This window comes from Leisingera sp. NJS201, assembly GCF_004535885.1.
In the GTDB taxonomy this organism is placed as follows: domain Bacteria; phylum Pseudomonadota; class Alphaproteobacteria; order Rhodobacterales; family Rhodobacteraceae; genus Leisingera.
Window position 1 is genome coordinate 2,938,179 of sequence record NZ_CP038234.1, and the last position, 19,271, is coordinate 2,957,449.

Below are 19,271 nucleotides of genomic sequence, written 5' to 3' on the forward strand. Positions count from 1 at the left end.
CGCATCACACTCCGCATCTGTTGCATCCCGCCGTGCCGAACGGCCCGCGGCGCGGGTGCCCGAACAGAACCGGGATGGCCCAAAGGCAGGCCAGAGCCGCGGCGAGGTAAAGAAAGGCGACTCCCAGATCCTGCTGGGCGGACACCAGGTAGGAATTGGAGATCCGCACAGGGGCATGGGTGTAAAGGAACCCCAGCACTCCCAGCATCGACAGCGCATTGGCCTTGAGGAAGCCGCGCAGGACGGGCCCCAGCCAGGGCCAGCTCAGCCGCAAAGGCACGCCAAGCAGCAGCGGCAGGCTCAGGTATTTGGCGGCCTCCCCCGCAGGCGTCAGCGCCCAGTCCACGTTGCGCGGCAGCATCCAGAATAGAAATGCCGTCAACGCCGTCAGCAATAGCGGACCCGCCCAATCACGCCGCCCGTGCAAATCCCAGCCCAGAAGCACGCCCGCCAGAACCAGCAGCGGCATCTGAACCAGCACATGCTGGATCGGACTGACCCCCGCCGCCTCCCTTAAGGCGATCGCTGCAGCTAAGGCCAGCAGGGCCAGGACGATCTTCCTCATGGCTGTGCCCGCCGGAGATGGGCAAGCACCGCCTCTACTGCGTCGGTGTCGAAGACCGCTGAAAACCGGCCGTCGCTGCTGATCACGTGGATCGCTGCATTATGCTGAAACCCGCCCCACTCATCCGGGATAACTGTCACATCGAACAGGTCCAAAAGCCCCGGCAGGTCGCGCTGGTCCGGCCTGGCAACGGTCCACATCCTGCTGTCTGCTTCATGAGCATCGCCATAAATCGACATCTGCTCCGGCGTGTCCCGTTCCGGGTCAAAGCTGACAGTCAGCAGCCGGGACTTCACCCCCTGCGCCTGCAGCCGATCGCGGATCTCGGCAAAATCCGCGGCAGCAATCTGACAGATGTCGCCGCAGACGGTGTAGATGAACTCGACCAGCACAACCTCGCCCGCTTGCGGCAGCAATGGCACCTGCCGGCTGGTCATATCCTCCAGCAGCACTTCGGGCACTTTGCGGGGCGACTGCACCACATCCAGCCGCCGCGCCGCCTCGCTGGTAAAGGCCTGCGCCCCGTCGGTGACCTGCCACAGGATCCCGCCGCCAATCACAGCGGCGAGAAGTGAGGGGAGAGAGCGGGTCAGCATTAGCCGTCGCTCCGCCCCAGCCGCGCAACAAAGCGCAGGACAAAGATCAGCGTTCCCAGGACCACCAGCACGCTGAACAAGGTGCCGATGCGGTCATGGGTCAGCCATTCCTCGTAATGCACTGCCCAGCGGCGCGGGATCGAGGCAGCGCCGGAGACCAGGAACACCGTCACGAAACCGGCAGCACCCGCCAGGTAGGTCACAAAGGCCGCACGGTCCAAGCCGCCCATCTGCGAGATCGTCTTGCCGCGCACCAGCCAGGCCATGAAGCCAAAGGCCATCGCAACCTCGCCCAGCAGCAGATAGGTGTGGAAATGGCCCGGCACCCACATGGTGTTATGCATCACCTTGTTGACGCTGATCATCCCGTCGATCGAGGCCGGGATCGAGCCCACTGACCAGCCCGCAACCGATAGCACCAGCAGCGACGACGCCAGGTCCCATGTCATCTTGGAACCCCTCACATAAAGAAAGGTGGAGAAGGCCGTTACCGCGATCAGGGGAATGCCGCTGAAGTAGGAGACCAGCTGCCCCACCACCAGCATCCAGGGCGGCATCACCACATCCTGCAGCAAATGGTGCCAGTAGACCGCCATTACAAAGATCAGCACCGCGTTCCAGGCAATTGCAAACACCCGGTTCGATTTCCATGGGCGCCCGGTGTACTCCGGCAGGATCTCGTAAACCGCCGTCACCGCCATGTAGATCGAGGCGTTGATGAAGACATGGCCGAAGAAATAGATCAGGTTCTTGGCCAGGAGCGCATCCACCTCGAACTCCGGCACCAGCAGATGCACCAGGCTCGCAACCAGCACCGCCGCCCCCAGGATAGTCCCGATCGAGTTGAAGATGGTGACTGCCGCAGCTGCAACGATCGCAGGCGGCGGCGGATCATTATCCTCGCGCCCCAGGATCAGGTTCCAGCCAAGCGCCCGCGCCAGGCTGCCGTAACGGGCATGAATACGGCGGCCCAGCTCCAGGTAATAGAGCAGAAAACCCACCCCGATAGCGGTATAACCCAGCATGAAGGCCGCGGCTGCGCCCGCCTCCCAGGCGCCGCCAGAGAGTGCAGGCAGAGGGAAAAGGAAGGTCCAGGCACCGCCGTAACCGCCGATGAAGATGGCGCCAAGGATCAGCACCACCCCCAGCAGAAACAGTCCCAGGAAGGCCCAGTAAATGCCGCCGGCCAGCTCCAGATAACGGCCGCAGAAGTACCACATGATCGCCGCGCCCGACAGCGCCGCGGTGCCCACCATTCCCGCGCCATGCGCGGTCAGCAGCTGATAAAACAGCGCCGGGTCCAGCTCGATCCACTGGCCCTGCGCCGCGCGCATGATGAGGCCGAAGACCATAACAGCGCAAACACTGCGCCGGACAGGATCATTGTCAGCTTGACCGCCCCCGCCTGGGGGCCGGCTGCTGCCGGTTCAAATGCGAATGATTCAGATGCAGTGCTCATTTACTCCTCCGCCGCGATGACTTCGAATTCGTTGACCATGTCGTGATGCGCCACGCCGCAGAATTCCATGCACAAGACCTGGTAGCTGCCCGGCTCCTCAAACGTGTAGGTGACCTGCGTCGTGTAGCCGGGGATCGCCTGCACCTGGGTCAGCAGCGTGAGGTTGCTGTCATAGATGCCCATCCCGTGGGTCACGTCCTCGGTGGTGACGTTGAAATTGACCGGCTTGCCCGCCGGGATTTCCGTGGTGTCGATGTCCCACCACCACTGGCCACCGCTGACATTCACCTGCAGCGCGTCGGCGGTGCTGGCCAGCGCATGCGGCCACTCCCTCAGCGAGGCAAAGGAGGCGATCACACCCACAATGGTCATCGCCCAGATCAGTCCGGTGCGTTTAGCGTTGGCGCCCGGACCCGGCGCCGGGCCGCGCGCAGCCCGCGCCGCCAGAACAAAGACCGCTGACAGCGCCGCCATGAGGATCAGCGAGATTAATAGAACAACTGGCTGCATGATCTGCCTCCACTTAATAAGCATTTAAGATGCCTATTATTGGATGGCGCGGATACATGTCAGCAAAATACGTCTTTTCAATGCATATTAATTGTGGGATGAACGCTTATGCAGATCACCAAGTTTTCCGATTACGCCCTGCGCATCCTGATTCACCTCGCCACCCACGAGGACGGACTGATGACCACCCGCGAAATAGCCGGGATGCAGCAGCTGCCGTTCAACCATCTGGCCAAGATCTCCCAGTGGCTGACCCACGAGGGCTATGTGGAATCGGTCCGCGGCCGTAACGGCGGCATGCGCCTGGCCCAGCTGCCCGAGGCGATCTCTATTGGCGGGCTTCTGCGCAAATCCGAACACGGCACGCCGCTTGTCGAATGCATGAAGGAGGACGGCGGCTGCTGTGTGATGACGCCGGCCTGCGGACTGCTGCCGATCCTGAGCGAGGCGCAGGAGGCCTTCTTTGCGGCGCTGGACAGCCGCACCCTGAAGGACGTGCTGGAAGGAGACCGCGGCATGAAAAACCTGATCCGCGCGCTGGAGGCGGAGCAGGCCCTGAAATAGGCTGCGAGCGCCTGCTTGGGCCCGGCCGTTTCAGCCGCCACTCACTTGGCGGCGCCGGAAACCGTACCCTCCAGCACCTGCCCGTCCCAGGCTTCAAACGCCACTGACAGATGCCAAGCCTTGAACCCGGCGTAGCCTGCCAGCAGCGCCAGTATCAGCAGGTACATCGCCCTGCGGAAACGCGGGTTTTCCTCTGACGTTTTATTCTCAGTCGGCGGCATCATTGCCGTTCCACAGCACGTAAAGTGTCAGCATCCGGATTTGGGCATCGCTCAACCTGCCCTCCCAAGCGGGCATGACGCCCATTCGGCCATAGTAGACGCTGCGGTAAACATCGTCCCGGCTGCCGCCATAGATCCACTGGCTATCACCCAGATCCGGCGCGCCGTTTTCATAGCCGCCGCGCCCATCGTCGCCATGGCAGGCAGCACAGTTGTCCTCAAATACTGTCCTGCCCGCTTTGGCCAGCTCCGCGTTATGCGCCTGTCCAGACAGCGACAGCACAAATTCCACTGCCTCCTTGACCTGCGCCTTGTCCAGCATCCCGTCGGCGCCAAAAGCCAGCATCTGGGCGCTGCGGGTGTCGTCATGGGCCGCATTGATGCCATAGCGGATGCTGTACTCGACTTCCTCCGGGCTGCCGGACCACAGCCAATGCCCATCCGTCAGATTGGGAAACCCGGTCTGGCCCATCAGCTCCGCAGTGTGGCAAGCGGCGCAGTTGTCGGCATATAGTTTGCCGATCGCCTGGCTATAGCGCGCCTCCAGCTCCGGTTCTGCCGCCAGCGTTGCAATGTCCGCGGACTGGAACGGCGCAAAGGCCTGCGCCCGCTCCGCCTCCGCCTGATCCACCGCAGCTGCCACCTCCGCCCGCGTGGAATAGCCCAGCAAGCCCTTGGCATAGCCGGTGACCAGCGGAAATGAGGGGTACAGCAGCCAGAACAGCACCGACACCGCAATGCTGATCCACAGCGCCCAGCGGGAGGCCCAGGGCACGGGCGTGTCCATTTCCTTGATCCCGTCCCACTCGTGGCCGGTCAGCTCAGTGCCCGAAACCGGGTCCTTTTCCCTCACTGCCATGGCTGATCCTCCCGCCCGTCCAGCGGGGATTGTGCCGCATCGTCATAGATCCGCCGCCGTGACGGCCAATAGGTCCAAAGCACTGCCGCCAAGAACACCACCAGCAGGTAAACCGCCCCCAGGTCTTGGAGAACACAAGTACGGCATCATGAGTCATCGGTTGCTCTCCTCCGGGTCCAGCGTATCCAGGTCCGCAAGCGTTCCCAGCATCTGCAGATAGGCGACCAGCGCATCCATTTCCGTCAGCCGCCCGGGCTGGCCGTCAAAGTCGCGCACCTGCACCTTTGCGCCATAGCTCTCTTGCAGCTCGCTTTCGTAGTTCTGCTCGAAATCCGCCTGCCAGACCGCGTCCTTCTCTGCGTTTTCGATCTGGGCTTCGGTATAGGGCACCCCGGCGCGGCTCAGCGCCTTCAACGCTGCGGGCAGATGGCCGATCGCCAGCCGAGTATCCGACAGAAAGGCATAGCCGGGCATCACCGAACCCTCCACCAGTTCCCGCGGGGCCTCTAGGTGGGCCACGTGCCAGGCATCAGAATATTTGCCACCGATCCGCGCCAGATCCGGACCGGTGCGTTTAGAGCCCCATTGGAACGGATGGTCATACATGCTTTCGGCCGCGAGGCTGTAATGACCGTAGCGCTCCACGTCCGAGCGCAGGGTGCGGATCATCTGACTGTGGCAGGCATAACACCCCTCCCGCACGTAGATGTCGCGCCCGGCCAGCTCCAGCGGCGTATAGGGGCGCATCCCCTCGACCTCCTCCACCGTATTCTCGATGGTGAACAGCGGCGCGATCTCGACAATGCCGCCGATCGAGGCCACCAGCAGGATCGCCAGGGCAAACCCGATGGAATTCCGTTCAAGTTTCTGATGCTGTGTGCTCATGGCTAGTCACTCCGCGGGCTGCCGGGGGATTGGCCCCGATTGCCGGGTTTGGGTCTTTCGCGGCCCGCTCACCGTCATCCAGATGTTATAGGCGCCAATGCAGCCACCGATCAGGTAGAGCAGCCCGCCAACCGCGCGCGCGGCATAGTAGGGATGCATTTCCACCACGCTGTCGAGGAAGGAGTAGAGGAACGCGCCATCGGCATCATAGGTCTGCCACATCAGCGATTGGGTGATGCCGCTGTTCCACATTGCGCCGACGTAGATCAGCGTTCCGGACAGGGCGAGCCAGAAGTGCCAGGCCTCCAGCTTCAGGGAATAGACACCATCGCGTTTCCACACCCAAGGCACCAACTTGTACATCGCTCCGAAGGTGATGAAGGCAACCCAGCCCAAGGCGCCTGCATGGACATGGCCCACTGTCCAGTCGGTGTAGTGGCTCAACGAGTTGACCGGGCGGATCGCCATGAACGATCCCTCAAACGTTGCCAGCCCGTAGAACAGCACAGCAACCATCATGAACCGCACTGCCGGGTCGGTGCGCACCTTGTCCCAGGCGCCGTTAATGGTCAGGATGCCGTTGAAGACCGAAGCCCAGCTCGGCACCAGCAGGATGATCGACATAGTCATGCCCAGGTACTGCACCCAGTCCGGCAGAGCCGTGTAATGCAGGTGGTGCGAGCCGGCCCACAGGTACAGGAAGGTGATCCCCCAAAAGCCGACAATCGACATCCGGTAGGAGTAGACCGGCCGGTTCACCGCCTTGGGCAGGAAGTAATAGAGCATCCCCAGAAACCCGGCCGTCAGCAGAAAGCCCACTGCGTTGTGGCCGTACCACCACTGCGTCATCGCATCCTGGGTGCCTGCAAACAGCGAGTAGCTCTTGGGGTAAGCAATCGACACCGGAACCGACAAGTTGTTCACAGTGTGCAGCATCGCAATCACTACGATGAAGGCCAGGTAGTACCAGTTGGCGACATAGATATGCGGCTCCGCCCGCCGCGCCAGTGTCTTGAGATACAGCGCCAGATAGCCAACCCAGACCACTAGCAGCAGCAGATCCGCATACCATTCCGGTTCCGCGTATTCCTTGGACTGGGTGATGCCCAGCGGATAGCCCGACGCCGCCAGCACCAGGAACAGGTTGTAGCCCCAGAAGACCAGCCAGGGCAGCGTCTCGCTCGCCAGCCGCGCCCTTGAGGTCCGCTGCACCACATAGAAAGAAGTGGCAATCAGCGCGTTGCCGCCAAAGCCGAAGATCACGCCGGAGGTATGCACCGGCCGCAGCCGCCCAAAGTTCGACCAGGACATATCGCCGTTCAGCGCCGGGAAGGCCAACTGCCAGGCCAGGATGTCGCCCACCGCGAAGCCGATGATGGCCCAGATCAGTGCTCCGACCACGCCGAAACGGATCACCCTGTCGTTATAGGCCTGCGGCACCTCAGCCGGGGATTCCCCCATCCGGTTCAGCATCCACAGGATGCCCCACCCCGCCGCCAGCGCAATCAGCCAGCCATGCAGCACATATGCCACCGGCACGCCCCAGCCCAGGATCGCCAGCCCGCCTAGCAGCACGAGGCACAGGGCGCACAGGATTGCGGAATCTTCCAGGAGAACTCTACGGAGCATCGGGGGCCTCCTGCCGGAAGAAGCGGACTTCGAATTCCACCTGGCCGGGCGCATCCACCGAATGCACCTCCTGCGGCGCAAAAACGGCAGCCTCGCCAGCCTTTATCAACAGGTCCGCCTTGCCTTCACGGCGAAACAGCAACTGCCCGCTTTGAACCGCCAGCTGCCCCCAGACCCCGCCTTGGTGCTGTGATGCGTGCGCAGCTTTTCCGGCAGGGTATGCTCGTTGAAACGCGAGGTGGCGTAATGCACCGCGCCTTCAGGAAGGGCCTCATTCATCTTGCTTCTCCATGAAACAGATCTGCGTAAGCGTGCCAGGTCGCGTAGCCCAGCAGTGGAAAGATTATCGCCAGCCCCAGTAGGCCGGTCAGCACCCCCAGCCCGGTCAGCAGGGTGATCGCCGCCCCCCACCAGACCGACAGCCGGAAGTTATGGGTGGCAGCGTTGAAGCTCAGCCCCATGGCGGAGAAACCATCGATCCGGCGCTCCACCAGCATCGGCAAAGAGAAGGCCGAGACCGCAAACCCCAGCGCCGCAAACAGCCCGCCGGTCAAGGACCCGGAAATCAGCAGCATCCAGCCCGCCGGTGTGCTGATCATCAGCACCAGCGTATCAATGAAGCCGGCAAAGGGCCTGAGGCCATAGACGATGGCGAACAGCACCGTCGCTGCCCGGATCCAGGTTAGGGCAAAGACCATCAGGATTGCGCCTACCAGCGCGATCTGGCCTTTCGAAGCGACCTCGCTCTGCCCGCGGGCCACCGTGTACAAGCCGACCGTGGCAACCGGCCCTACCAGCACCCCGCCCGCCAGCAGCGGCAACAGCATCCAGCCGGTGCCTGTGGCGGCCAGCAGCCAGACTGCCAGCCAGCCCAAGAGCACCAGCGCGCCCCCGTAACACAGCGAATAACCGGGATTGCGGCGCAGGTCGGCCCAGCCTGCCGCCAGCCAGCGCCGCACAACACGGGCAGGCGGCTCTGAGATGATCCGGGCCTTCGAGTAAAGTGGATCCGGCATGTCAGCTATCCCCCGCACTTGCGGCCTGCGCCGCCAGCATAGCACATTCGGCCCCCTGCCTCTGCCGCCAAGCTCATGTCAGCACCGGCGGCGCATCCGCTTCGCGCCGGAAGTTCTCCAGCCCGTAAGACAGGCCCTTGCCTATCCGGTCCGCCAAAGCGGCAAAAGCACGGGCTGTCTCCGGCCTCAACTCCCGCTCCGCGGTATCACGGAACAAAGCCAGCCAGACAGGGAAATGCTCTGGCCGGATTTCCGGATTAGCCAGATGAATCTGCATCGGATTGCCCTCATACCCCGGCTCCCGCAGGATCGCCCCGCGCCAGAAGGCGGCAATCTTTTCCTCATGCGAAGGCCAGTCGCTGACGGCCGGATTGAACACCGGTCCCAGCACCGCATCCGCACGGACTCGGGCATAGAAACAACTGACAAGCCTGGCGATTTCTTCGGCTGTCACCTCGAACATCCAGGGCTGCTTTTGCGGCGAATCCTTCATGGCACCACTCCATACATGCATGCAGCATTCATGTATCATTAAATAGGTATTGTAAAGTCGTATTTAAGGCGCCAAAGGGATCATGGACAGTGCCCGGCAACTGACCCGGCGCCTCCAGTTAACCTTATTACTCCAACGCCAGCAGCCATTTTTTCAATGCTGCTCCTATTTCATGCGGACTGGATTCCTGCAGAAAATGCGACCCGGACCCAAGGTCGACATGGGTGAGGTTCAAAGCGTTCACAATCACATACTTAGCGACGGGTGGCGGCATCAGCGCTCCCGGTTGCGCATGAAAGTAAAGCTTGGGAATACCCGATGAATAGAGCCAGTCCCCATTGGCCTCAATTTCCGCTGCGACATCGGCAGGCTCTCCCGCAATCGGGATCTGGCGTGGCCAGGCCAGTGTCGGAAGGCGGTCCTTTACGGCGGCAAACGGCGCTCTGTAGTGCAGCATTTCCGCTTCACTCAAGGTCCGCCCCGAGCCCATTCGGCCAAGCACGGTTTCAACAAAGAAGTTGTGCTGAAGAATCATCGACTCACCCAGCCCTGGTGTTCTGAGAGCCCGGAAAAGCCCGCCAGTGAGAGGGCCCATTGCATCATAGCTCGCAACAGGCACACCAGGCGGGACCAGAGCCTCCATAAAGGCAATTGCCCTTACATTCTCCGGGTTCCGCCGGGCGTATCTCATGCCCAGAACCGAGCCCCAGTCGTGGACAACCAAGGTGATATCACGCAGCCCCATAGCCTCGATGAAACCGTCCACGTAGCGCACGTGATCTGCAAAAGTATAGTTGATGTCCGGCTTTGAGCTGTCCCCCATTCCGATGAGGTCCGGCGCAACAACACGGTGGTTCTTGGCGGCATAAGGGATGATGTTGCGCCAAAGGTAAGACGAAGTCGGATTGCCGTGCAAAAACAACACCACCGGCCCGCTGCCCTCATCTATGTATGCGATACGTTCACCCAGAACTTCAGCCGCCTTTTTCTCATAGGGAAATTCCGCGGATACTGGACGGTTGGGAACTAGGGCTTCCGACGCCGCCGGCATGGCAGGCAGTAAAAGCGCAGTGGCCGCAACCGCGGCTGTCAGCGTGCCTGCGGCGTGTTTGAAGAAATCTCTCATCATCGTTTCTGTCCTGTTATGCCGCGTCTTCTTCTGAAGGGTGACGGAGTTTGTTTCTCAGCACGGTCCGAAACACATTGCCAAAGGCCCGAGTGGCAGCCTTGCGGCTCATCAGACGTTTACTCAGATGATAAAGCAGAGAATTTCCCTTCCCTGGAACAGCCAGGCGATGGCGCCCGATCGCTTCGATCGCTGCAGCAACCGCTTCCGGGGCCATTGGCTTGAACTTTGTTCCCGAAAATTCAAAATCCGGCGACAGCTCGGTGTCGGTGAATCCCGGCGCAATCGCGAGCACATCGATACCCGCCGGCTCCAGCTCTGCTGCCAAGCTTTCGCTCAGGATCAGATCGTAGGCCTTTGTTGCTGCGTAATTGGCGATCAGGGGTACGCCCTGGAAGGCAACAATCGAGGAAAGGAATACGATGCCGCCACGCGACCTCTTCGCCATGTCTTGCGCGAAATGGTGGGAGAGCAGAAGCGGCGCGCGCGCATTAAGATCCAGCGTCATAAGCGCAGCATCAATACTGCTGCTAAGGAACGGCCCCGAATCCTCCCGGCCTGCGTTATTTATCAAAAGACCTATTTCTAGACCGGCTGCCGCATCTTGCACCGATTGCACTCCGGCATGAGTTGCCAGATCGGCGACGACGATACGTACGTCGGTCTTATGCTGCGCCAACAACTGCTCAGCCAAGGCGCTCAAGTGACCTCCGCGCCGCGCAACCAGGATCAGGTCAAAGCCTTCGGCCGCAAGATAGGCTGCAATTGCCTTGCCGATACCGGATGAAGCGCCTGTGACGACCGCCCAAGGCCCGTATCGGGTGAGTATCCGTTTCTGCTTTGCCATGGTGCAGCCTCCTGGATGCAAAACAAGTGCCCCCCTAAACGGAACCCAAGGCGCTTCAGGGGGTGATCCGCGCCGCTTTAAACGTTGCCAACGGCGACTGGTGAACATGGGTTCCGCTCACGTAGAAGAATGGGGGCTGAGGCACCTGAAACCGAAGTTACTAACCGTTAACGGCAGGCCGCACTCCTGCTCAAAATCATCGATATTGAAAGCTTATTGACACGATTTCAAATAGTTACGCCGCACCTGAGTGACATCGCACGCAGCGTGGATTTCAGTCCGCTCTCTCAGATACTTGGCACCGGCAGCTCGTCCGGTGGCGGGAAACCAAGCTGCCTTACCCGTTACTAACTCCCTTAAACTACAAACCGTCCACCTTAGCCCCGACAATATTCCTGTTCGCAATAGTCCACGCTGCACCTGAGCCATCCGGTGCCCGCGGGAATCTGCTGCCCGGAATAGGAGCAGCCTCTCAAGGAAAGGAAACACCATGCCACTGGAAGCCATCTTTGGACTTCAGCTGATCTTCAGTATTGTTGTTGTCTCAGTTATCGCCCGGGTTTACATCGCTCCGTGGCTGTCGGGATTTGCGCACCACGCCGCCTTGGCTATTCTTGTTCTGCCGCACACTATCCGCCACATCGGAATGAGCTTTCAGGTGCCAGGTCTCGTTGGCGACGCTTTACCAAGCGACTTTGCCGCAGCTGCGGCTTATGGCGACCTTGCCAGTGCGGTGTTTGCCCTGCTCGCTTTCCTCCTGCTTCGCTCAGGGGCTTCAGTCGCCATTGGCTTTGCCTGGATCTTCAATCTCTTCGGCTTTATTGATCTGGTCAATGCGCTGCGGCAGGCTGAGGCAATACCGCAGCTTGGCGTAACCTGGTTTATCCCGACTTTCATCGTGCCGGTTCTTTTGGTCACTCACGTGATGATTTTCGCCCGGTTGATCCGAGGCGCACCAACCACGCAGCCAGGCAGCACAGCACAGACAGGCTGACCCCGCCAATAAAAGTCTCTGGCGCAGGAACCTACTGGCGTCAGAGACTATTGCGGCAGTTCTTCCAGGTAATACCGATAGGCCGCGCTCGCGGCGTAACCGGAGTTAATATCTTCCATTGCCTGGCGCGCTGTTACCGCCGCCTTATCATCCGACAGCTCCAGCACATGGACCTTGAAAACATGGTTGGGCAGAAACTCCGGATTGCGCCGGATACCGCGATCAAAGGCCCCCAAAGCTGCCATCGGCCTGCCAAGCGCCAGCTGCGCCCGCCCATAGGCAAAGATTGAAGTCACGCCATAATGCGGGTCGAGAGCCATGCTTCTTTCAATTGCCGCCAATGCCTCATCGCCTCTGCCCAGTGCAGACAAGATAAGCGACTGCCAAACATATGCTTCAGCGAAGTTCGGGTTGAGCGCCACAGCCTGGCCGATTGCCTCCGCCGCAGCTTCGTATTGCCCGTCCCAGCGCAGCGCCCAAGCCAGATTTGCATGCCCCATCGGCAACGAGCTATCTAGGCGGGTCGATTTACGTGCAAGTTCAATGGCATTGCCAATTGTCTCAGACTTTGACGTAACAAATCCCGCAATAAAAGCATAGACAAGGGCGCGTGACTTCCAGGCATAAGCGTCAGCATATTCAGGATCCGCTTCGATGGATGCTCCAAACAGCTCCACTGCTCGGCTCACTCCAGCCCGGGTAAACTGGTAGAAGCTTTCCCGGCCTTGCAGATAGGCATCCTGAGCGATGATGCTAGACGTGCCGCGGCGGGCCAGCTGGGCTTCCGCCTGCCGCGTCAAGGCAATCTCAAGCGCAGCAGCCACCTTGCGGGCGACATCGGTCTGCACCGCGAACACGTCGCCGGTGCTCCTGTCATACCGGCTTGCCCAGACATGCGCTCCGGAGGCCGCGTCAATCAGCTGGGCTGTGATCCGCAACATACTGCCCTCCTTGCGCACACTGCCCTCCAGGACATGTGATACGTTAAGATCACGTGCCACGTCGCGGATGGTAACAGGCCGGTCCTTGTAGGCGTAGGTGGAGTGCCGTGCGATCACCGTCAGCCCGGGAATGATCGAAAGATCGGTTATGATGTCCTCGGTGATGCCATCACTGAAATACGCCTGCTCAGGCCGCGCGCCCATATTGTCGAACGGCAGGACGGCGATGGAGGGCTGCGGTCCCTGGACCAGCCGGCGGGCAGGATCATCTGCCCGCCATTGGACAACCAACAAAACCATGCCAGCCAAGGCGCATAGCAGCATAAGCTCAGCCCAAGTCCGAAACGCAAGCCGGATCCGCAGCTGCGGCGTACTTTCCGGTTCCCGCCTCAGAACCCGCAAACGCGGTGCGTAGCCGCCTTTCGGCAAGTCGATCAGTACGGCGTCCTTCAGGCCGCGGCCGGTGTAGTATTCGGTTAATTTTGACCGGAGCCGCCCAGCTTCCACCCGGACAATCGCGTCGATTGCCGGATCGAAGGAGGCATCGCGGTCAAATACGTCCACGCCAAGAGAAAATTGAGAAAGTTCTGCATCGCACCCCTCAAGCACGGCCTCGACGATATAGCTCAGAAACCTTTTCTGCCTTGGCCCTTGCGCAAACTCCGGGGCTTCGAGAATCCGCTTGAGCTGATCGCGTATCAGCTTTGCATCTGCTTTGCTCCACTCTGAAATCGCACAGTCTCCAACTTAAGGCGCCGCAAAGTCTTATACCAACTCCGGGGCCTGGCATCCATTGCTCCAGCCCTGGCGCTTCCCGCCGCTGCAGGCAGCGGGTGCGGTTCAAGCCGGATCGATCACTCCGCCGCCACCGGCGAGCCCGCCGCCGGCACCGGCACAACTCCGGCCCGCGGCTTCCGCCCTGCAAGCAGGCTGAAGGCAGGCGGCACAAAGTAAAGCGAGACAATCGAAGACAGCAGCACACCACCAGCAATCGAAACAGCGAACGGCGGCCAGAACCCGCCCCGGCCAGGATCAGCGGCAGGAAACCCCCGAAAGTAGTTATCGTTGTTGAAATGATATGTCGGCTAGAACGCATCACCACGCCACGGATCGCATCCCGGTCTCCGCGCGAAGCTGCCCGGTCTTCCTGCAGGGCAGTCACGATGATGATAGCTGCGTTGATCGACACTCCGATTGCTCCGATCACCCCGATCAGCGCCTGGATACCGAAAGCGTAGGAAAATACTTCCAGCGGCAGCAGGCTCAACCCCATCGACAGACCTGCTACCACAAGGACCACACCGCTCAGCCGCCAAGAATTGAAGGTCAGTACAACAGTAGCAACCGTCGCCACCACCACCAGCCCCATGACCGACATGAGATTACGGATTGTCTCCTCCCGCGCGTCCCCTTCGCCGCCCCACTCAATGCGGTAACCAGGCGGCAATTCGATTGGATCTTTGGCCAAGACCTGCTGGAACTCGGAAAGAGCCATATCCGGAAGCACGCCATGAGCCAGGAACCCCTGCACCGTGTTCACGCGCTCGCCGTTGCGGCGGGCAATCGGGCTGTCAGAAGGTTCCAGCCGCAAACCGCCGAGCGCCAGAAGCGGAATGCCCGGATTGGCAGCCGCCAGCTGCTGAGCACCTGGAGGCACGATTTGCAGCGCCGCCAGCTTGTCAGCGGCAGCCCGCTCCGGACCGGACAAACGCACACGCACCGGCAGTTCCTCGGCCCCTTCCACCAGAGATCCGCCCAAGGCACCTTCTGAAAAACCCTTCAATTGCCCAGCCACATCGTTCAGGCTCAACCCGGCAAGCCGTACCTTGTCCTCATCAAGATCGAAGAGCAGCTTAGCGGCTCCACCGGCCAGCACAGTGCGGCTGTGAATCACACTGTCCACACCGGCCATCCGCACGCGGGCTTCTTCGCCCAGGGCGCGGAGCACTTCCAGGTCCGGTCCGACAAGCCGCAGCTCAAGCGGAGCATCAACCGGGGGCCCTTGCTTCAGGCCGCGCACCAGGACGCGTGCCTGCGGCAGGGCGGTATCTAGCGTTCTTTGCAGTTCCGGGATAATCCGGGCCGTCGCCTCCGGAGAAACTGTAGTCACCAGCGCCTCCGCAAAGAGCGCGTCATTGTCCCTGTTGTTCAACATGTTGTAGTAGAATGCAGGCGCACTGCGCCCCACGACCCACTGAACCTGAGTAATACCTTCGACCCGGTTCAGAACCTTGTCGGCGGCAATCGCCGCGTCCCGTGTTTGCTCGATCGCGCTGCCGTCAGCCAGTTCAACCTGCACATGGAACTGGTCGCGATCCACTTCGGGGAAGAACTGCGGACGAAGTGTCGGAAAGGACAGGAAGGCAACAACGGCCGGCGCCGCAGCACACAACATTGCCAGCCGCGGCCAGTTCAGCGCCGCGGCCAGGCTGGCATCGAACAGGCGGCCGGCTGTTTTGCTCCGGATCCCTGATTGCCACCATGCCTGGCCTTCGCGCCCATCGCTCAGCGCCAGTCCCGCGATGGCGGGGGTGACCGTCAGAGCCAGCAGCAGCGAGCAGACCAGCATGACGATAACCGAGACTGCGATTGCACCAACAAAGTCGCCGGGAGGCCCGGGCAGCACCATCATTGGCACAAAGGCCAAAACCGTGGTGACGGTCGAGGCCAAAAGCGGCAGTGCCAGCCGCCGCACCGCGCCGCCAACGGCGGCTTGCGCCGGAACCCCCGCCTGAAGCCGCTGACGGACCTCATCTGTGGTCACGATGGCTGCATCGACCAGGAGACCCAGCGCCACGATCAGCCCGGTAACCGACATCTGGTGGATGGTCATGCCCAACTTCTCAAGAATTGTCAGAGACATCAGGCTGGTCAGCGGCAGCATGGCGCCAACAATCAGAGCAGAGCGCCAGCCCATCGACACGAACAGGACCGCAATCACCAGTGCCACACCTACGGCCATGTTCACCGCGACTTCGGTCAGACGCTGTGCGGTATATCTGCTTTGATCGAACAGCAGCTCAAGATACAAGCCGCCAGGCAGCTCAGCCTTCATCTCCTCGATTTCTGCCCGGGCTGCGTCGGCCCAAACATCAACTTGCCGGTCGTCTTCGGTCTTGGCGCCAACCAGCACCGCGCGTCGGCCATTGACATAAGCCAGCGCCGCAGCCGGCATCTGTTCGGTTCGCAGCACGGCAGCAACATCGCCAACCCGGACCGCTTGCCCCGTTGCAGCGGTCCGCAACGGGATGTTCCGGATCCGTGCCAGACCGTCGATCTCACCCGCCAGCTCGACCAGATAGTCGGAGGCACTGCCGCGAACCTTCCCGGCCGGCACCTTGGCGTCGGCCTGCGCGATACGGTTCGCCACCGCACCCGGTGTCAGCCCCAGAGATGCCAGCGCATCCGCATCAACCTCGACGCGGATCTCCTCCGTCGCTTCGCCGTAAAGGGCCACCAGCTTGGTATTGGGAACTTGGCGCAGGCGCTCCTGAAGATCCTCTGCATACCTGCCAAGGATACCAGGGGCGGCCTCCGCCCGCCAGCCGCCGTGATAGAAGCCAGCATCGTAAAGGCACCAACCCGGTCGTTGTCGAATTCCGGCTCCGGCACGCCGCGGGGCAATTCCCGCCCGGCGTCCGCCAGCGCATCGCGCACTTCCGACCAGACCTGTTCGATCCGAGCATCCGGAGTGAAGTCCGACAGCTCGATCTGCACAGTTGAAATTCCCGTCCGCGATACCGAAGAAATCACGTCGATTTCCGAAATCTCTCGCAGCTCAGCTTCGATTTTCTCTGTAACCAGCGCTTCGACCCGGGAAGGATCGGCTCCAGGATAAGGTGTTATCACCGTTGCAAAAAGATTGGTGATCGTTGGATCTTCCTGCCGCCCGATGGACTGAAAGGCAATAGCCCCTAGCGATGCGATGACGAGAAGCGCGAGGATCAGAATGCGAGGGCGGCGGTACAGGTACGTTTCCATGGTCAGCTCCCGCCAGCTATGGTGACGGCCTGGCCGTTGCTGAACTTATGCGCTCCGGACCGGACATACAGAGCACCACCGGCAAATGTGCCGCGGACAAATGCACGCCCGTTTTCAACATGCAGAACTTCAGCAGCCTCTCGGCTGATGATCTGCGCCCCTTCCTTTTCTACCACCGTCAGCACCGACCAGAGACCGTTGCCCGCATCACTCAGCGCTGTTAGGCCAACCCAGGCACCGCGGCCCGGAACCCGCCGCTCCATCTGCAGCCGCACCACCTGCCCCATGGCCAACTGCGTGTCCGCCGGCAAGTCAACCAGAACTGCAACAGTGCGCGTGGCGTGATCCATATCTCTGGAAACGGCAACTACCAGGCCTTGGAGTTGCTGGCCCAGATATTCCAGCTCAAGCACTTGCGATACCCGAAGCGCCGCGGCCCGGTCAGGAGGAACACCGATGCGGGCTTGAGGCCGGCTGGTTTCCTGCAACTGAACAATTGCAGTGCCTGCATTGACGACTGCGCCTTCGTCCGCCAGCCGCGCGGCGATACGCCCGGCGTAAGGAGTAGTCACCACAGATTTCTCGATATCCAGTTCCACCAGGGCAATAGCCGCATCCAGCGCATCTCTGCGTGCCTTGAGAGCTGCTAAGGAAAACTGCGCCTCATCATTGATCTGACTGCTCGCCCAGCCTTCGCCGGCCAGTTTCGCCCGCCGCGCCGCGGTGCGCCGGGCCAGCTCTATTTCGGCGTCCAGCCCCGCCCGTTCCGCAGCCAGCCGCGTGCGTTCGATTTGCAGCGGCTTTGCATCCAATCGGGCCAGCATCTGACCCTGAGCCACTTGGCTGCCCTCTTCCACCAGGATCTCTTCTATCAGCCCGGCGCGTTCCGCCGCAGCGAGTGTTTGGCGGGCAGGCTCGACCCGTCCCGCAAAACTTTCCCGGATGACATAGCCATCGTCGACCGTCAGCTGCCCAGTTAACGCAATTGCGGGTTCCCCAATACTGCCGCGCTCGGCCTTGCCTGCACGTGCGTGCAATGTCTGAACTGCCACCGCGCTGCCAGCGAAAACCGCCAGGCCAAAGACAGTGGCTACAGGCCAGCCGCGAAAATACTGTTTCAGCGATGTTATAGGCATGACGTGCTCCTTGGCGGCAAGTAAGTATCCCTTACTTATATTGAGTGCTGCCAACATGGTATAAGATACTCTTACTTTCAAGAAGCTGATGGAGTAGAAATTGGCAGCCGCCGCAACCGCTCAAGGAAACCGATGACTGAGCCGCAATCCAAGAAGAAATTCCATCACGGCGATCTCAAGACCGCCCTGATCGATGCAACCATTGAAATGATCCGGAAAAGGCGGGTTGAGGACGTAAGCGTTGCCGATGCCGCCCGCGCCGCCCAAGTTTCAAGCGGCGCGCCATACCGGCACTTCAAGGACCGCGATGAATTGCTGGCAAATGTCGCAGCTGAAGGCTTCCGGAGATTGTCCAAGGCCAAGATTGCTGCCTTTGCCAAACATCCAAAACATTCAGTTGAAAGCCTGATTGCTGGCGGCTGCGCCTATGCTGAGTTTGGCGCAGACAATCCCGAACTGTTTCACCTCATGTGGGCGGCGGCCCGAAAACAGGACACCACCGATGTCGCGCGCGTGGCCAGCAGCGCTGCTTACAACACTTTCATTGATGAGCTGACGGGCATCATGAAGGCGCAGGGCCTCGGCCATCTGGACCCGCATGAATTCGGAACGCCTTTGTGGGCAATGGTGCATGGTTTTGCCAGTTTGCTGATCGGCAAACCTGCAAATCTAGACAGCGGCAGCCAAGCGCTCAGAAGCCGCATAGCAGACGCCACCTGGGCTTACGTCCGAGGCAATCAGACCGGTTAGAACCCTGGCTGCAGCCCGCTACTGGCTTTCTGCACAGACTAGTTCTGGATTACGTAAGACCGAACCGGTTTCTCCGCCGGCAGGTATCTGATCCGGCAAATTGGGCTGCCACGCTGGATTAACGAGGGCAATCCCCCTCGACGTTCGCGCGACAAAGCCTGGCACTATTGCCTGGCGCTTCAGTCCGCCCCGCTTACAGGCACCAGTATCGGGCAATTTGTGCAGGCGCGGCTGTCGCACAGCCGACAGGTCCGCAGCTTGTGCGTGTCGTCACCGGCAGCAGCTTGCAGCAGTTTTTCCAGCAGCCGGGCCAGGTCCCTTTGTTCGTCAGCGGACAGGCTGCCGGTCACTTCCTCCAGTGCGGCCAGCCGCTCGCGCAGTATGTTCTCCCGAGCGGCTTGGCCGGCTTCTGTGAGATAAAGCGCAATGCTGCGCTTGTCGTGCTCTGCCGCCTGTCGCCTGACAAGGCCGTCCTCGGCCAGCCTGTCGATCAGGCGCACCGTGCCCGTATGGGTGAGATCTAAAATCCGGCTCAGTGCGTCATTCGACAAACCTGGCTGGTGACCCAGCGCGCAAAGCGCCGCAGGCCCTTCTCCGGAGCGGTGGAACTGCCTCGCCAGAACCGCCTTCAGCTCATCGTGCAGGCAGAGCACCGCCGCCCCCAGTAAATTCGCAGTCCGCCGTGATTCCTCCGTCATA

The 19,271-nt window shown here is 61.0% G+C and carries 23 protein-coding genes; 3 read left to right on the top strand and 20 right to left on the bottom strand.

Annotation, left to right across the window (positions count from 1 at the left end; translation table 11 throughout):
• Window positions 1–4: 4 nt before the first annotated feature.
• From ETW23_RS14390 to ETW23_RS14405, 4 genes are all read right to left on the bottom strand, one after another.
• A complete protein-coding gene (locus tag ETW23_RS14390) occupies window positions 5–565 on the bottom strand; it encodes a hypothetical protein (protein ID WP_134830390.1) in 561 nt (186 codons plus the stop codon).
• The gene (locus ETW23_RS14395) at window positions 562–1,161 is read right to left on the bottom strand and encodes an SCO family protein (RefSeq protein WP_134830391.1); all 600 of its coding nucleotides are present in this window, start codon (window positions 1,159–1,161) and stop codon (window positions 562–564) included. Before ETW23_RS14395 ends, ETW23_RS14390 begins: the two co-directional genes overlap by 4 nt.
• Entirely contained in the window at window positions 1,161–2,513 is a 1,353-nt protein-coding gene (locus ETW23_RS14400) for a cbb3-type cytochrome c oxidase subunit I (RefSeq protein WP_247676709.1), read from the bottom strand. Before ETW23_RS14400 ends, ETW23_RS14395 begins: the two co-directional genes overlap by 1 nt.
• A 107-nt stretch (window positions 2,514–2,620) precedes the next feature.
• The gene (locus tag ETW23_RS14405; RefSeq protein ID WP_134830392.1) at window positions 2,621–3,130 is read right to left on the bottom strand and encodes a cytochrome C oxidase subunit I; all 510 of its coding nucleotides are present in this window, start codon (window positions 3,128–3,130) and stop codon (window positions 2,621–2,623) included.
• Window positions 3,131–3,238: 108 nt separating this feature from the next.
• On the opposite strand from ETW23_RS14405, the gene ETW23_RS14410 reads away from it, so the two are divergent.
• Window positions 3,239–3,694 (top strand): Rrf2 family transcriptional regulator, encoded by a 456-nt coding sequence (locus ETW23_RS14410; RefSeq protein ID WP_134830393.1) that lies wholly within the window; start codon window positions 3,239–3,241, stop codon window positions 3,692–3,694.
• A gap of 41 nt (window positions 3,695–3,735) precedes the next feature.
• Here the strand turns inward: ETW23_RS14410 and ETW23_RS14415 are convergent, their stop codons facing one another.
• The 11 genes from ETW23_RS14415 to ETW23_RS14460 all read right to left on the bottom strand — a co-directional run bounded on the left by ETW23_RS14415 (window position 3,736) and on the right by ETW23_RS14460 (window position 10,770).
• Window positions 3,736–3,918, bottom strand: coding sequence for a hypothetical protein (locus ETW23_RS14415; RefSeq protein ID WP_134830394.1), 183 nt, complete (start codon window positions 3,916–3,918; stop codon window positions 3,736–3,738).
• Window positions 3,902–4,774, bottom strand: coding sequence for a cytochrome-c oxidase, cbb3-type subunit III (gene ccoP, locus ETW23_RS14420; protein ID WP_134830395.1), 873 nt, complete (start codon window positions 4,772–4,774; stop codon window positions 3,902–3,904). Before ccoP ends, ETW23_RS14415 begins: the two co-directional genes overlap by 17 nt.
• Complete coding sequence (locus tag ETW23_RS25985) at window positions 4,765–4,857, bottom strand: cbb3-type cytochrome oxidase subunit 3 (RefSeq protein WP_368075896.1); 93 nt, start codon at window positions 4,855–4,857, stop codon at window positions 4,765–4,767. The genes ccoP and ETW23_RS25985 overlap by 10 nt, the downstream gene beginning before the upstream one ends.
• A 70-nt stretch (window positions 4,858–4,927) precedes the next feature.
• On the bottom strand, window positions 4,928–5,659 hold the full coding sequence (ccoO, locus tag ETW23_RS14430) for a cytochrome-c oxidase, cbb3-type subunit II (protein ID WP_134830396.1): 732 nt from the start codon (window positions 5,657–5,659) through the stop codon (window positions 4,928–4,930).
• Between the two features lie 6 nt (window positions 5,660–5,665).
• Window positions 5,666–7,288, bottom strand: coding sequence for a cytochrome-c oxidase, cbb3-type subunit I (ccoN, locus tag ETW23_RS14435; protein WP_134830397.1), 1,623 nt, complete (start codon window positions 7,286–7,288; stop codon window positions 5,666–5,668).
• On the bottom strand, window positions 7,278–7,430 hold the full coding sequence (locus ETW23_RS25990) for a hypothetical protein (RefSeq protein ID WP_254695026.1): 153 nt from the start codon (window positions 7,428–7,430) through the stop codon (window positions 7,278–7,280). The genes ccoN and ETW23_RS25990 overlap by 11 nt, the downstream gene beginning before the upstream one ends.
• Entirely contained in the window at window positions 7,394–7,567 is a 174-nt protein-coding gene (locus ETW23_RS25995) for a hypothetical protein (RefSeq protein ID WP_254695217.1), read from the bottom strand. The genes ETW23_RS25990 and ETW23_RS25995 overlap by 37 nt, the downstream gene beginning before the upstream one ends.
• Entirely contained in the window at window positions 7,564–8,304 is a 741-nt protein-coding gene (locus ETW23_RS14445; RefSeq protein ID WP_134830398.1) for a DUF2189 domain-containing protein, read from the bottom strand. The genes ETW23_RS25995 and ETW23_RS14445 overlap by 4 nt, the downstream gene beginning before the upstream one ends.
• A 73-nt stretch (window positions 8,305–8,377) precedes the next feature.
• Window positions 8,378–8,797 carry a group III truncated hemoglobin gene (locus ETW23_RS14450; RefSeq protein WP_134830399.1) on the bottom strand — a complete coding sequence of 140 codons (420 nt, stop codon included), beginning with the start codon at window positions 8,795–8,797 and terminating at the stop codon, window positions 8,378–8,380.
• A 127-nt stretch (window positions 8,798–8,924) separates the two neighbouring features.
• Window positions 8,925–9,926: a haloalkane dehalogenase gene (locus ETW23_RS14455; protein ID WP_247676710.1), complete on the bottom strand. Its 1,002-nt coding sequence runs from the start codon at window positions 9,924–9,926 to the stop codon at window positions 8,925–8,927.
• A 13-nt stretch (window positions 9,927–9,939) separates the two neighbouring features.
• Complete coding sequence (locus tag ETW23_RS14460) at window positions 9,940–10,770, bottom strand: SDR family oxidoreductase (protein ID WP_167738120.1); 831 nt, start codon at window positions 10,768–10,770, stop codon at window positions 9,940–9,942.
• A gap of 490 nt (window positions 10,771–11,260) precedes the next feature.
• Here ETW23_RS14460 and ETW23_RS14465 point away from each other — a divergent pair, with 490 nt between their 5' ends.
• Window positions 11,261–11,764 (top strand): hypothetical protein, encoded by a 504-nt coding sequence (locus tag ETW23_RS14465; RefSeq protein ID WP_134830401.1) that lies wholly within the window; start codon window positions 11,261–11,263, stop codon window positions 11,762–11,764.
• Window positions 11,765–11,811: 47 nt separating this feature from the next.
• Here ETW23_RS14465 and ETW23_RS14470 read toward each other — a convergent pair whose 3' ends face one another.
• From ETW23_RS14470 to ETW23_RS14480, 4 genes are read right to left on the bottom strand one after another with little or no spacing between them, the layout of a single operon-like run.
• The gene (locus ETW23_RS14470; RefSeq protein ID WP_134830402.1) at window positions 11,812–13,269 is read right to left on the bottom strand and encodes a hypothetical protein; all 1,458 of its coding nucleotides are present in this window, start codon (window positions 13,267–13,269) and stop codon (window positions 11,812–11,814) included.
• Window positions 13,270–13,306: 37 nt separating this feature from the next.
• Window positions 13,307–16,162 carry an efflux RND transporter permease subunit gene (locus ETW23_RS14475; RefSeq protein ID WP_254695027.1) on the bottom strand — a complete coding sequence of 952 codons (2,856 nt, stop codon included), beginning with the start codon at window positions 16,160–16,162 and terminating at the stop codon, window positions 13,307–13,309.
• Window positions 16,087–16,686: an efflux RND transporter permease subunit gene (locus ETW23_RS26000; protein ID WP_254695028.1), complete on the bottom strand. Its 600-nt coding sequence runs from the start codon at window positions 16,684–16,686 to the stop codon at window positions 16,087–16,089. Before ETW23_RS26000 ends, ETW23_RS14475 begins: the two co-directional genes overlap by 76 nt.
• A gap of 2 nt (window positions 16,687–16,688) precedes the next feature.
• Window positions 16,689–17,822 (bottom strand): efflux RND transporter periplasmic adaptor subunit, encoded by a 1,134-nt coding sequence (locus tag ETW23_RS14480; protein WP_167738121.1) that lies wholly within the window; start codon window positions 17,820–17,822, stop codon window positions 16,689–16,691.
• Between the two features lie 132 nt (window positions 17,823–17,954).
• Between ETW23_RS14480 and ETW23_RS14485 the strand changes: the two genes are divergently transcribed.
• Window positions 17,955–18,572, top strand: a complete 618-nt coding sequence (locus ETW23_RS14485; protein WP_134830404.1) for a TetR/AcrR family transcriptional regulator — start codon at window positions 17,955–17,957, stop codon at window positions 18,570–18,572.
• 179 nt (window positions 18,573–18,751) lie between these two features.
• On the opposite strand, the gene ETW23_RS14490 is transcribed toward ETW23_RS14485, so the two are convergent.
• A complete protein-coding gene (locus tag ETW23_RS14490) occupies window positions 18,752–19,270 on the bottom strand; it encodes a MarR family winged helix-turn-helix transcriptional regulator (RefSeq protein ID WP_134830405.1) in 519 nt (172 codons plus the stop codon).
• Window position 19,271: the final 1 nt, after the last annotated feature.